We start from the raw sequence: 14,277 nt of genomic DNA on the forward strand, positions 1-14,277 counted from the left end.
TTTGTTAGCAAGTCAGCTCACTTTGCTAAGAAAATATGATATAGATGAAATAAAAGACTGTGTGAATAAAAAATATTGCATTACCTTTAATGGAAAATAGCGCGTTCGATTAGAAGAATTGTTCTTAATCGGATATAATTATAAAATATGAAATCATTTTTTAAGTATGTACTGGCAACAATTACAGGGATTGTGATCTCTTTTGTTGTGTTGTTTATTGTTTTGATGGGAATTATTGGAGCGATTATCAGCTCGGCATCCTCTGATCAGGAGATTGTAGTGAAGAGTAACTCGGTTTTATACCTTTCTTTTGATTATGATATTACCGAAAGAAGTGAAGCCAATCCGCTTGGAAGTCTCAATCTTCCCGGTTATTCGACCAAAAATATTGGACTAGATGATATTTTGGCAAGGATCAAATATGCGGCTACAGATGGAAACATTAAGGGTATTTATTTAGATGCGAGTCATATCGGCGTGGGTTTTGCGAGTTTAAAGGAAATAAGAGACGAGCTTTTAGCCTTTAAGAAAACAGGGAAATTTGTAGTTGCGTACAATACCGGGTATGATCAAAAGGCTTATTATGTAGCAAGTACGGCTGACAAAGTGTATGTTAACCCACAGGGGTCGATCGATTTTAGAGGTTTGGCAAGTTCTACGATGTTTTATAAAGACTTGCTGGACAAGGTTGGTGTAGAGATGCAAATTGTTAAGGTAGGCACCTTTAAAAGTGCTGTTGAACCTTACTTTTTGAATAAAATGAGTGACCCCAACCGTTTGCAGGTAACCTCTTATTTGGGTAGTATATATACTACTTTTATTGATGAAATAGCGGCAAGCAGAAAAATTTCTTCAGATTCATTACGGGCAATAGCAAATGACTATCGGGTTCGGGATGCGGAAGATGCAGTAAGATATAAGCTTGCAGACGCTAAGCTGTATAAAGATGAGCTTTTGTCGGACTTAAGAAAGCGTTTGAAGATTTCGGAAAAAGATGATATATCTTTCGTTTCTTTATTGGATTATAATAAGAAAACGAAAGAAGATACCAGCGGTTCTGAAATTGCAGTACTCTATGCTGCTGGAGAAATTGTGGACGGTGAGGGAGCCGCGGCCGGCGAAATCGGAGGTGACAAATTTTCCCGGGAACTTCGGAAACTAAGAGAAGACGATGCTGTTAAGGCGGTTGTTTTGCGTGTCAATTCACCGGGAGGGTCTGCTTTAGCTTCAGATATTATTTGGCGAGAAGTTATTTTGACCAAGAAAGTAAAGCCTGTTATCGTATCGATGGGCGATTTGGCTGCTTCAGGAGGATATTACATCTCGGCAGCTGCGGACTCAATATTTGCTGAACCCACCACAATTACTGGGTCTATCGGCGTATTTGGTGTGATTCCAAATTTTCAGAATCTGATGAACAATAAAATCGGAGTACATTACGATGGCGTAAAAACAGGCAGGTTTGCCGATTTGATGACTTCTTTTGATCGGCCGCTGACAGCAGAGGAAAGAAGTATCATCCAGAGGCAAGTTGATAAAGTTTATGGAACTTTTACAAAGGTTGTCGCTGATGGACGTAAATTGTCTGTGGCAGATGTTGATAGTATTGGTCAGGGAAGAGTTTGGACTGGAGCCCAGGGGGTGACGAATAAATTGGTAGACCGTTTGGGGAATCTGGATGCCGCTATTCAGGCTGCTGCTAAAAAGGCAAAATTGAGTACCTATAAAGTGTCCCAATATCCGGAAAAAGATGATCCTTTTACTTCAATATTAAATAATTCGAAAGAAAGAATCCAAATTTGGATAGCAAAAGAACAAATGGGTGAATACTACCGTTATTTTGACGTGATGAAGAAAGCTACTGCACAGACAGGTGTGCAGGCTAGAATTCCTTATACGGTCGAAATTCATTAATTGCGGTTCAGACTGGATGAGCGAGGTTACGTTTGTCCAAAGTTTTTAGTGAGGTACAACAATACAGGCGATACTTACTTTGGGGCACGGAAAATTCCATTCGAGGTAAGAATTGCCCTTAATAAATAATAATTCTAATGAAAGCAAATGCTTTTTTTTATATTTAGCTGGTCGTTTGACAAAATGACTAATCTAAAATCAATAAAGTTACATAATGAAAACAGTAGACGATTTAAATTTTGCAGGTAAAAAGGCCTTGGTACGTGTTGATTTCAACGTACCGTTGGATGAAAATTTCAATATTACGGATGATAATCGTATCCAGGGTGCTGCTCCAACAATAAAGAAGATTTTGAATGATGGTGGAAGCGTGATATTGATGTCCCATTTAGGAAGGCCAAAAGACGGTCCTACTGATAAGTATTCATTAAAACATATTGTTGCGCATCTTTCTCAGGTTTTAGGTACTGATGTTCAGTTTGCCAATGATTGTATCGGTACAGAGGCTGTAGAAAAAGCTGCGGCTTTACAGGCTGGTCAGGTGTTGTTGCTCGAAAACCTTCGTTTCTATAGAGAAGAAGAAAAAGGAGATGTTGGATTTGCGGAAAAGTTGTCAAAATTAGGTGATGTCTATGTAAATGATGCTTTCGGTACGGCACATAGAGCGCATGCTTCGACAGCAATTGTTGCCCAATTTTTTCCCGCAGCTAAGTATAGTGGTTATCTGATGGCAGCCGAGGTTGGAAATGCAGAGAAAGTATTGAATAACCCTGTTAGACCTTTTACTGCAATTATGGGAGGAGCGAAAGTTTCAGATAAAATTCAATTGATCGAGGCGCTGTTGGATAAAGTTGATAATCTTCTTATAGGAGGAGGTATGGCCTATACATTTATTAAAGCCAGAGGTGGAGAAATCGGTAAGTCATTGGTTGAGATGGACAAACTTGATTTAGCGAATGAGCTTGTTCAAAAGGCGAAAGAAAAAGGTGTAAACTTAGTTATTCCTACTGATGCGCAGATAGCAGATGCATTCTCGAATGATGCCAATGTATATGATGGACCAAATGATCAAATTCCTGCAGATTTGCAAGGCTTGGATATTGGTCAGGATTCTGCAGCAAACTTTGCGTCGATCATCAAAAATTCTAAAACAGTTCTTTGGAATGGTCCAATGGGTGTGTTTGAATTTGATACTTTCGCAAAAGGTACTAAAGCGGTGGCTGATGCAGTTGTGGAAGCAACGAAGAACGGAGCTTTTTCTTTGATAGGTGGTGGTGATTCTGCTGCTGCTGTAAGTAAATTCGGTATGACTGAAGATGTAAGTTATGTCAGTACAGGCGGTGGTGCTCTTTTGGAATACATGGAAGGAAAGGTGCTTCCTGGCGTAAAGGCACTCGAAGATTAATATAAATTGAATTTTTTGGAAAAGGGACAGCATTGGGTTGTCCCTTTTTTATTTTATGGATCGCGCTATCGCTCGTGCTGAACTATGGATGTAATGTCAGATTATATCAATTATCCGTTAATTATCTGTACAGTACTCGTGAGTTTTTATTGTAATTGCTAAATTTATCAGACAAGGTTATATATGCAGATATCGATGGATGCAAATAAGAATAGAGAAAAAATAAGTTCCGGTTTTTTTTCAGTGCTGACGTATAATGTCGCGGGATTACCCGGGATTATTTCGTCGGCAATTACAGGTAGAAGCAGGAGTATTGCCGAAATTGGAAGGAAGATCAATCCTTTTGATATCGTGAATGTGCAGGAAGATTTTAACTACAATAGAAGTTTGTATTTAGGCGGTAATTTACATCCATATCGTACAAAAACAAAGGGCCGTGTTCCCTTTGGTGATGGTTTAAATACCCTGTCTCATTTCCCAATGACTGATGTTATCCGTATTCCATGGAAAAAACGTACGGGGGCAGATTTTTTAACACCCAAGGGCTTTACTTTTGTTCAAGTGGAGATTGTGCCTGATGTCTGGCTGGATGTCTACAATGTCCATGCAAATGCACAAAATAGCAGAAAAGCTTCAAGTGCACGTCGCGATAATCTGAATCAGTTGCGCGATTATATCCGTGAACATTCGGGCGATAGGTCAATTCTTGTGATGGGCGATTTTAATGCACATTATAGTTTTTGTGATGATAATCTGCATGATTTTATGGATTCAACGGCTTTGGTTGATAGCTGGGTTGAACTGGAAAATGGGGGCTTAGTGCCAGAGGCTCGCCACGAGTTTAAACCCCAGCATATGTTGTCGATATGTAATCAGAGCGAATCCATTGATAAGATTCTTTACAGGAGTAGCAGTGACCTCAGTCTTGCTGCCCGGGACTATAATATAGAAAACAATCTATTCACAAATGTCAAGGGGCTGCCGTTGTCGGATCATTATGCGTTGGCACTCAATTTTAATTGGGCGATCCACCCTTAGTAGCTGTAACTTAGACTGAATGTTGGAACTATACGTTGCGTTGTCGTGTTGTCATTGATATAGGTTCCCTTAATGATGAATTCGAAATCCGGAAGCGGATATCTGAAGGCGTTAAAGTCAAGTGAAACGTATGCGCCGAAGCTTTTTGGTGAAACGTCAGTGTGTTTGTGAATATTTTGATAGTCGGCGAACATTCCGCCTTTTACGCGCTTAATATAAGCCAGTGACCCTAATCCAAGGTCGGGATAAGCTATTGGAAAACGGTAGTTGACCAATACGGTATTTTTTACTTTTTCATATTTGTAATAGCTAAATCCGCTCACTAAAGGGATATCGTTGATATATTGATAAATTCCCGATCCTGTTTGGGCACTCAATCGGATCTGAAAACCGTGATTGCTCCTAAACCCTGGAAGATAAAATATTGTTCGTGCCGATAGGATATCACCTTTTGCGTGGTTTTCAAAGGGCGTATGTCGATAGGTGACACTCATATTTTGCCCCCATCTTGGGTAAAGATCCATTCTGGCCATTCGGGCGTTGCGATTGAGATAAAGCTGGTATGTCAATGGAAAGGCGGTTTCATCATTAAAATTTTTGACATCGGTACGGCTCAGATCATAACGTTTAAGATAGGCGGTAGCCAGGTTGAAACCGGTGGAATAGATGTAGTCTCTTCTGTAAAAGGAAATGGGGATAGCGATTTGTGAGGATATATAATGCTCCCTCCAGTCAAAGCGGATGCTGCTATCCGGTTTGTTAGGGATGCTTGCCGCGGCGATCTGCCCCCTGTTTTCGTAACGCAAGGAAAATTTTGGAAAGTATTTATTGTAAGTAAGTTCGGCGGAATATATTCCTTTTCGAATATCCGTATCGTATTCGTATCCTAATGCAATTTGTGTGGTGTTTAAGATGTTGTTTGACAACCAGAACACGCCAGGTTTAAAGTTGTCAAAACTCTCAAAATTACTGCTGCTTAAGGAAAGACTATGAAAATTGAAGGTTCGTCCGAGACCATTATAGGGGACGATTTGGCTATACTGACTGGTATCTACTGAGATTGAAGCGATGTTTTTGACACTGTCTTTGGTCAATGCAGTAGCGTAGTAGTGTGAAAAATAATCCGTTTCGGGAGCAATAGCAAATGAGGTGTCAATAGATGTTTGACCGATTTTATAACCATCAAATTGGTAATCATTGAAGAATAATTGTTTAGTTTCTTTATCGTAAAATGGGTTAAATGCGCCAAACTGTGCCTTCGTCAGAAGTTCCTTGTTGCCGGTTAAAAGGTCTATTGTGTAGATGTTGTCGATACCATTAAATTTTGCTTTTGCCATAATTTTCGTACTCGAAAGGTATTGTGGTCGCTCAAATTGCTGACTCCCCCAAGCTGTTAGGTTAGTAATTTTATCACTTTTTAGATCAATTTCGCATATAGCAGTTCCTGTTTGTGACAATCGTATAGCAATAACTTTGTCGCCTTGGGCGTTGAAAGCAGGATGTTGGAGCTGTTCAGCATCACTTATTTTGATCCGTTTGACGACAGTGTTGTTTTTAAGGCTTATTAGCGTTAGATAACTATCGTTGGATAAATCTACTTCGACGCAAGCGATGACCTCCTCTAATGGGCTAAAAACAGGTGAATAATATCTAGATTGCTTGGTAATCTGTTTAATTTTTCCTGTTTGGAGGTTCATGATATTAATGATGCTATATGTTCGCTTATTGAAACGGGGGTCTTTGTGAAGCTCATCCCACATGATGTAGTGACTATTTACATCGAAATGTGCCGTTAGTTGGATGCCCGTTTTAACCAGCATATTTTCTGCTTTTGTTGACGTATCAAAAGTATATATAGCGTTTGTCTTTTGTGGATTTTCCCGGATAAAATAGATCGTCCCATTCTTGTATTTCGGCAATAAATTGCTGTTATAATATCGGTTGTTTTTTTTGTCTATTTCTGTGTATTTTTTGTAGTGATAATTGGCTGTTTTTGTCTTCCATATTGTGTCCAAATTTGCAATAGTTTTACGGTATAGATAGGCGCTATTCCCACCGATTTTTTTCTTTAAGACACGATTGATATTATAAGGGAACAGTGGTTTTCGATTTAGTTCTGAAAAGAGATCCGCTTCATAATTTGGCGGCAATTCTGATTTTAACGTCGAGGTCATCAGATAGCCTATTGTGTAGTAACTGGGAACGATATCTTTATAGGATCCCAATAAATATTTATTAAAACTATAGTTACGATTTGTTTGAAAGTTGGCTTTTATCGGCATTTCAAAAGCGGGTAATCTTCCCCTTCCTCCTTCAGAATATAGGGTCTCCGTCAGGGTGGCATCGCCTTCGAAGTACCACGAAGGAACAGTCAGTCCATAGTAAGCAAGAGCGAGCTGCTCAAAAAATGGTGCGCGTAATTTTCCTGTCAATTTGTCAAACTGATTGACATGCCTAGACTCGTGAAGGATCAAATTGGGTAACCAAGTTTGGTTGTCGGGCTCTGCTCCAGCGGTGCTATATAACTCAGATTTACGCGGCGATAACTGGACAAAACCATTTGTTTGGAGGTTGGTGTTGTGAATAATGAAGGGAATCTTTCTAGGTTTAATTTTATAGTTTCTTGAAGTTGCACGGAGTGATCGGCTAAGTTGATCCGCTAGGGTGGGGGCTTTGTCCTTCATTTCCGCTGGGAAAATAAGTTGAAAATTTGCTGTCTCAATCTTCAGCCATTTTTGGCTTGAAGGTGCTTGGCTATCTTCAAAAAACTGAGCAAAAGATTTTTTTGAAGATATGGTTAATGTGATTGCTGTTAATAGACTGATAATTATATGTTTATGATTCATTATTTTTCATATATGAGGGTTTTGCTATTTTTTTTAGTTTTATTTTTCCTTTATATGTCAACTTTAAGTTTCTATATTTAGTATTTAACTATTGAATATTAGATGTTTGTATATTTCTAATTTCTTTTTTTTATTATATTTTTTTATTTAAAAGAAGCTTGAAAAGTGTTTGGGATGTTACTTGAATGTTCCTTTACTTAACAGGTTAAAGCACACGACGAATATACTTAAATAATTGGCGATTCAATGATTTTGCACTAAAAATTTGATCGCTTTTTTTAATCGGTTTCTCTGACTTTATTGCTTTGGCACTTGCACTGGATTTGTGCGTGAACGGGTGCTGAATTCATTTTTTTTGTTGTGAAAAGTCACGTAGTAAGTTTTAAATAGATAGGTCATATCTTTTCCTTTTCACATTGTACCTATTAGAGGTGATCATGTAATTAGATTAGCCTTTTTCTACATAATGACATAATGTCTTGTTTTTGTGTTGAGAGGTGGATTGCAATTACGATGTGCATGCGAAATACCTTGCTCAATAACTGCATTTTATTATTTATTTTTTTATGCAGAATTTGCTTTAAAAAAGCGATTTTTGTAACATATAAATTTTGTGTAGATGTAGGATTTTTTTAATGGATTAGGAGATATGGAAGAACTGGAAATGCAGGTGAATCAAATAGAGCAATTGATAGCAAGTGGAGATGTTGTTGGTCTGGAAGAATTTTTGAATGAATTGAATATTTCTGAAGTAGAGGAGCTGATTGATGAACTGCCCGAACATGGTTCGCTATTTATAGAGTCATTAAATTTGAACCGTGCAGTAAACGTTTTTCGTATCCTGGATTTTCCTACGCAGAACAGGATTTTTAAAAAGCTTTCTAAAGCAAAAATAAGCGCCCTAATTAACGAGTTACCACCGGATGATCGTACCTCATTTTTTTCCGAAATGAAGGATGATATCAAGCATTTAATTTTATTGTTACCGCCCAAAGATCGCGTTGAGGCATTGGCGCTGCTAGGGTACCCGGAGGATAGTGTTGGACGCTTAATGACCCCTGATTATATCACCGTAAAAGAGCATTGGAGTATTGAGCGGATATTGGGTCATATCAGGCGTTATGGAAGGGATTCTGAGACGATAGATGTATTGTATGTGATTGATGGTGCGGGTAAGCTAATTGATGATATACGCATCAAAGATGTATTGATGGCGGAGCCCGATACAGTGGTTGGGGAATTGATCGATCATCGCTTAATATCGTTAAATGCTTATGACCCGCAGGAGGAAGCAATCAACATCTTCCGGATGAATAATCGGGTGGCCTTGCCTGTTGTTGATGAACATGGCGTGATGTTGGGGATTGTTACCGTTGATGATATTCTTTGGGTTGCCAACGAGGAGTATACTGAAGACATGCAGCGTATCGGGGGAACCGAGGCATTGGATGAGCCCTATCTGGATGTATCGATTAAGAACTTGGTGAAGAAGAGAGCCGGTTGGCTTATTGTGCTTTTTCTTGGGCAACTTTTGACAGCGACAGTGATTGAACATTTTGAAGAGCAAATGGCGAGTGCGATTATGTTATTCGCGCTGATGCCTGTTATTATTTCCAGCGGTGGGAATAGTGGTTCACAGGCGTCGACATTGATTATTCAGGCTATGGCTTTGGGGGAAGTTACGCTAGGCGACTGGTGGCGGGTGATGCGCAGGGAGATCATATCGGGCTTGCTCTTGGGACTTATTTTGGGTACATTAGGTTTTGTAAGAATCATGGCTTGGCAGTCTTTTGCACATAGCTATGGGGAGTATTGGGTACTGGTTGCGTTGGTTATTTCTTTATCCTTAGTCGGTGTTGTACTATGGGGGTCGCTAATGGGATCTATGTTGCCTTTTGTGATGAAGCGGCTAGGAGCTGATCCTGCGAGTTCGTCGGCACCCTTTGTGTCGACTTTGGTCGATGTCACCGGCTTGTTGATTTATTTTAGCGTGGCTACGCTTATTTTGAAAGATGTATTGCTTTAAGTGGGATCGAATTTGCATTATTAGTGATGGATATGTTCATATTCTTCGCTAACAAAAGAACAGTAAAGTTCGTTTCGAAGCTGAGAAAGGGGTTTTTTAAAGTGGAGTGGGAAAATAAAAATAAATTATTCTAATTGGAATTTAGGAAGTTGTAAAAAATGTGCTCAAAAAATTTGTAGTATTCTAATAATCTTCCGATACTTGCATCACGGAAACGCAATAGGGTCTCCGGAAAAATTGAAAAATACTCCTGAATAGCTCAGCAGGTTAGAGCATCTGACTGTTAATCAGAGGGTCGCTGGTTCGAGCCCAGCTTCAGGAGCAATATTTAAACCGGCTTTATGCCGGTTTTTTTGTTTACCATGCTTATAAAAAGACTATGAGTTTAGTAATTATTGGTACGGTGGCTTTCGACACAATAGAGACGCCGTTCGGTAAAACTGACAAAATTCTAGGTGGTGCCGGCACATTCGCAAGTCTGGCGGCATCCTATCTGTGTGATCAAATCAAGTTGGTCAGCGTTGTTGGAGAAGATTTTGGAAACGACCATTTTGATCTTATCAAGAACCGTGGTATAGATGTAACGGGCGTGCAGGTGATAAATGGCGGGCAAACTTTTTATTGGTCGGGCAGATATCATAATGACATGAATAGCCGCGATACTTTAGCTACGGACTTAAATGTATTGGCTGAATTTGACCCCATTATTCCAGAGAGCTACCAGGATTGTGAATATCTTCTCTTAGGTAACCTTACCCCTCAAATACAATTGACAACCTTGGCGCGCTTAAAACACAAGCCGAAGTTAGTTGTACTCGATACAATGAATTACTGGATGAATGTTGCGATGGATGACTTAAGAAAGGTTCTTCTGAAGGTGGATGTATTAGCTATAAATGATTCAGAAGCCAGACAACTATCTGGCGAATATTCTCTTGTTAAGGCTGCAAAAGTTATTTTAAAAATGGGGCCGCGCTATTTAATTATTAAAAAGGGTGAGCACGGTGCACTTCTTTTCGGTGAGAATCAGATTTTTTCTGCTCCGGCACTTCCCCTGGCAGATGTTTTCGATCCAACCGGTGCAGGTGATTCCTTTGCAGGAGGTCTTATTGGATATCTAGCGAAAGTAAAAAGTATAAACTTTACAAATATGAAGAATGCGTTGATTTTCGGTTCTGCGCTAGCTTCATTTTGTGTAGAGAAATTTGGAACAGATCGCTTGGTTAGCCTCACTCAAGAGGACATACAAAAGCGATTGAACGCGTTTGTAGCCCTGTCTCAGTTTAATTTATAATCACTTATCTTTCAGTTTTCCGATAATTTGGAATTTTAAAAATACAGCGTCTGAATGAGGAGCGTCTTGAAGCTCCTCAGTTAGATCTTGTCCAGCCCAATGCTCGTAATGCATGCCATTTTTCCACAGTCTACTTTCGCCGACATCATAAATGTATCCACGATAGGCAACCCAGATCTGCGGTTTGTCGCAGCCGTTCCTTAAAGCCAATTGACTTTTGCTATATTCTAATAATTCCTCTGCCATTAGTAATGTTAAGATGGCGAAGATATAAAAACTAGGCTACTTTATACGCCGATAGCGATCTTTTCATTAATTTTCTGGCTACATGTATTCTTGTCTTTACTGTTCCGATGGGGATATTGAGGTGTTCAGATATCTCATGATATTTAAAACCTTCAAAGTACAATGTAAAGGGGATATAATACTCTTCGGAAAGACTTGATAATGCTTCGTGGATGTCTTGCAGTACAAATTTACTTTCTCCCTGATTGGAGGAAGCAGACAAGAGGAGGTTTGCATTAGAAATATCCTGATCTTTCGTGATGAAGGAATTTGTTTTTACAATGCGTCTATAATTATTAATAAACGTGTTTTTCATGATGGTATAGAGCCATCCTTTTAAATTTGTTCCTTCTCTGAAATTTTTAAAATAGGTTACAGCTTTCAGAATTGTATCCTGAACGAGATCGTTTGCATCTTCGTAATCACTGGTAAAATTTCTGGCGTAGAGTTTTAATGAGTCAGATTGCTCAATCACCATGGTGTCAAATTCATTCTTAGTCATAGCTTAATGAATTATAACTGTTCTTTTTACAAAACAGTAAGTTTATAAAATGAGGTTCATTAAGTATGAGGCAAATAATGCGCCAAAAATGATAAAATATGATTTGTTAATGTAATTTTAAGGTTATTTTAAGGCCAATAAAAATGTCTTATGGCTAACTTTAAGTAAATAAAATTAGCTAAAAGTGATTCTATGGTGCTTTAAAGCGTTTTTCTAACCCGCTTTTATTTGTGGAAAGTCAAAACGGATTAGTTAGCGGTTTTTATAATAAATTTACCTCACGCTCTAACGTAACGCCGAATTTATCGGCTACGTCGCTTATTATATGTTCCGACAGCTTATAAATTTCCTGTCCACTAGCGTTTTGTCTATTTATTAGTACAAGTGCTTGATTTTTCCATACACCCGCTTGTCCATATGTTTTTCCTTTCCAACCGCATTGCTCTATTAACCATCCTGCAGCTAATTTTGTTTCATTATTGGGCATGGGATAGTGCGGAATAGTTGGGTATTCTTTTTGGAGCGTAGCAAAGAATGATTCAGTGACTATGGGATTTTTAAAAAAACTTCCTGCATTTCCGACTGTACTCGGGTCGGGAAGCTTTTCCACGCGTATTTTGGAGACAACGGTTGCAACGTCGGCGATACTTGGATTGGTTATATTTTCTTTATCAAGCTCCACTTCTATTGCGCCATAACTTGTATTGATATGAGGGATTAGGCTGAGTTTATAGGTTACTTGAGTGATAATGAACCGGCCCTTATGTGCTGTTTTAAAGATACTATCCCTGTAGGAAAAGCAGCAATCTTCTTTCTGGAATCGTATAAAGCTACCTGTACGTGTATCAAAAGCCTGGCATTCGTGGAAGATATACATTAATTCTGCCCCATATGCACCTATATTTTGAACAGGAGAGGCGCCTACAGTTCCAGGAATCAGCGCCATGTTTTCGACCCCAGCGTAATTATGCTCAATGCAATACCAGACGAAGTCGTTCCAGATTTCTCCCGCTTGCGCTGTTACATAGACATCGTTGCCATCAATTTTTGACTGTATGCCTTTGCTTGTCATGCGGATGATATATCCCTCGAAAGCTTTGGTGAACAAAACATTGCTTCCAGCTCCCAAAACAAAAAAATTGTCTTTAAAAATGTTGTTTTTAAAAATTTCGGTCAATGTTTCATTATCATTCACTTCAATGAGAAAATTTGCCTTTTCCTCTATTCCAAACGTATTGAAAGGTTTCAAAGAAATATTCGATTGAACGTTTAATTCCATATTGACTTTAATTTTCAGAAATTCAAAAAAATCAGCTATCTTTAGCATGATAATCGGTAAAGATAGTATAAACCGTTTATTTAACGATAAAAAATATAAGTTTAATGGGTAATGCAGATGTAAAAAGAATCAAAATTCTAGAGGCTGCGACAAGGCGCTTTGCACACTTCGGAATGGCTAAGACAACGATGTCGGAAATAGCTAAAGATCTCAATTTTTCAAAAGCATTACTGTATTACTATTTTCCAGACAAAAATAGCTTATATTCTGCTGTCTTCGAATATGTAATTGATAAAATGATCGAGGATCTGGAGGATGTCATAGGGAGGGGAGGCGACTTCGAGGAAATCATGATGTACTCCATTGATATGCGTGTCAAAATTATCAATCAATATTATAATTTGTTTGAATATACCATGAAGATGGTGAAAGAACTTCCCGATGAATTGGAGCAGGTGTTTAAAGAGTCTTATCTTCGGGAAGTTGAAATTATTGAGAAGATTCTGAAGATCGGCATCGATGCTGGAGAAATACAGGTTGAAGATATTAATGAAACGGCGAGAATTCTTTTATACTCGCTGTTCGGTATGCGTATGGGCATACTGAAGGATATGAAAAACATGTTATTTCCCACAAAAGAGGAATTCGATCATATCCTCAGTTTGCAAAAGAAAATGATGAAAATCTTCTTAAATGGCCTACGATTTCAGGTTAAGTAAGTGTTGATTGAAGAATGTGTCCGATAATCTGTTTGGCATGGATTCGTGAATTTTCAATAAACCATAGGTGAGTGTTTAAGCCGCCACAAACCACACCTGCTAGATAGATTCCCGCTACATTTGTTTCCATCGTGTCTTCATTATGACTTGGAATACAAGGCGCTTCTAGTGGAATATCAATCCCGATCTTTTTCAAAAAATCAAAATTGGGTCGATAACCCGTTAATGCCAGCACAAAGTCATTTTCGAGTTCGATAGTACCCTTTGGGGTTTGTATGTGCGCGGAAGTCGGTGTTACTTCGGTCAAGCAGCTATTATAATAGACATTAATTTCCCCCGCAGCAATTCGATTTTCAATATCAGGTTTTACCCAGTATTTTACCCGATGGCTAATTGCGCTACCACGGATAACCAAAGAAACTTGAGCTCCTTTTCGAAAAGTTTCCAGCGCAGCATCAATAGATGAATTACTAGCCCCCACAACAATTACTTTTTGACTGCTATAATAATGCGGGTCATCGTAATAATGCCTGACTTTGGGAAGTTCTTCGCCCGGAATATTGAGCAACATCGGAATGTCGTAAAAGCCGGTTGCAATAATGATTTTTTTGCTCAAATACATCCTTTTGCTGCTGGTAACCAAAAATCCGGATCCTTCCTGCTTGATATCAAGTACTTCTTCGAAGAGGTGTGTATCTAGGGCGAACTTTTGCTGTATACGTCTGTAATACTCCAAAGCCTCCATCCGTTTGGGCTTAGGATTAGTTGTTACAAAAGGAATATCTCCAATTTCTAATCTTTCGGAGGAAGAGAAAAAAGTCATATTCTGGGGATAATTATAAAGAGAATTAACCAAACAGCCTTTTTCAAGGATAAGATAATTTAAATTTGATTCTTTCGCTTCTAGGGCACAAGCTAAGCCAATTGGCCCGCCGCCAACTATAATCAGGTCGTACTGTTTCATGCTAT

The 14,277-nt window shown here is 38.8% G+C and carries 11 protein-coding genes and 1 tRNA gene; 7 read left to right on the forward strand and 5 right to left on the reverse strand.

Translation table 11 applies throughout. The annotated features are described in order from the left end of the window. Positions 1-147 precede the first annotated feature (147 nt). The 3 genes from sppA (at position 148) to B3139_RS08075 (ending at position 4,357) form a co-directional block, all read left to right on the forward strand. Positions 148-1,914 carry a signal peptide peptidase SppA gene (gene sppA, locus B3139_RS08065; protein WP_293881700.1) on the forward strand — a complete coding sequence of 589 codons (1,767 nt, stop codon included), beginning with the start codon at positions 148-150 and terminating at the stop codon, positions 1,912-1,914. A gap of 214 nt (positions 1,915-2,128) precedes the next feature. Then, positions 2,129-3,319, forward strand: coding sequence for a phosphoglycerate kinase (locus tag B3139_RS08070; protein ID WP_293881702.1), 1,191 nt, complete (start codon positions 2,129-2,131; stop codon positions 3,317-3,319). 183 nt (positions 3,320-3,502) lie between these two features. Beyond that, the gene (locus tag B3139_RS08075; protein WP_293881704.1) at positions 3,503-4,357 is read left to right on the forward strand and encodes an endonuclease/exonuclease/phosphatase family protein; all 855 of its coding nucleotides are present in this window, start codon (positions 3,503-3,505) and stop codon (positions 4,355-4,357) included. Here B3139_RS08075 and B3139_RS08080 read toward each other — a convergent pair. After that, positions 4,354-7,203: a hypothetical protein gene (locus B3139_RS08080; protein ID WP_293881706.1), complete on the reverse strand. Its 2,850-nt coding sequence runs from the start codon at positions 7,201-7,203 to the stop codon at positions 4,354-4,356. The genes B3139_RS08075 and B3139_RS08080 overlap by 4 nt on opposite strands. A 649-nt stretch (positions 7,204-7,852) precedes the next feature. On the opposite strand from B3139_RS08080, the gene mgtE reads away from it, so the two are divergent. The 3 genes from mgtE to B3139_RS08095 all read left to right on the forward strand — a co-directional run bounded on the left by mgtE (position 7,853) and on the right by B3139_RS08095 (position 10,523). Then, positions 7,853-9,229 carry a magnesium transporter gene (mgtE, locus tag B3139_RS08085; RefSeq protein WP_293881708.1) on the forward strand — a complete coding sequence of 459 codons (1,377 nt, stop codon included), beginning with the start codon at positions 7,853-7,855 and terminating at the stop codon, positions 9,227-9,229. A 248-nt stretch (positions 9,230-9,477) separates the two neighbouring features. After that, positions 9,478-9,551 (forward strand) — tRNA-Asn (locus tag B3139_RS08090). Positions 9,552-9,608: 57 nt separating this feature from the next. Beyond that, positions 9,609-10,523, forward strand: coding sequence for a PfkB family carbohydrate kinase (locus tag B3139_RS08095; RefSeq protein WP_293881710.1), 915 nt, complete (start codon positions 9,609-9,611; stop codon positions 10,521-10,523). On the opposite strand, the gene B3139_RS08100 is transcribed toward B3139_RS08095, so the two are convergent. The 3 genes from B3139_RS08100 to murB form a co-directional block, all read right to left on the reverse strand. Further along, entirely contained in the window at positions 10,524-10,769 is a 246-nt protein-coding gene (locus tag B3139_RS08100) for a cytochrome b5 domain-containing protein (protein ID WP_209576049.1), read from the reverse strand. A 31-nt stretch (positions 10,770-10,800) separates the two neighbouring features. Continuing rightward, positions 10,801-11,310, reverse strand: coding sequence for an RNA polymerase sigma factor (locus B3139_RS08105; protein ID WP_293881714.1), 510 nt, complete (start codon positions 11,308-11,310; stop codon positions 10,801-10,803). Positions 11,311-11,572: 262 nt separating this feature from the next. After that, positions 11,573-12,589 carry a UDP-N-acetylmuramate dehydrogenase gene (gene murB, locus B3139_RS08110; protein ID WP_293881716.1) on the reverse strand — a complete coding sequence of 339 codons (1,017 nt, stop codon included), beginning with the start codon at positions 12,587-12,589 and terminating at the stop codon, positions 11,573-11,575. A gap of 104 nt (positions 12,590-12,693) precedes the next feature. On the opposite strand from murB, the gene B3139_RS08115 reads away from it, so the two are divergent. Next, complete coding sequence (locus B3139_RS08115; RefSeq protein ID WP_209576044.1) at positions 12,694-13,308, forward strand: TetR/AcrR family transcriptional regulator; 615 nt, start codon at positions 12,694-12,696, stop codon at positions 13,306-13,308. Here the strand turns inward: B3139_RS08115 and B3139_RS08120 are convergent. Continuing rightward, entirely contained in the window at positions 13,301-14,272 is a 972-nt protein-coding gene (locus B3139_RS08120) for a YpdA family putative bacillithiol disulfide reductase (protein WP_293881719.1), read from the reverse strand. The two genes, B3139_RS08115 and B3139_RS08120, sit on opposite strands and share 8 nt — an antisense overlap. Positions 14,273-14,277: the final 5 nt, after the last annotated feature.

Origin of the sequence: Sphingobacterium sp. UBA1498 (assembly GCF_002325125.1) — a bacterium.
Lineage (GTDB): Bacteria > Bacteroidota > Bacteroidia > Sphingobacteriales > Sphingobacteriaceae > Sphingobacterium.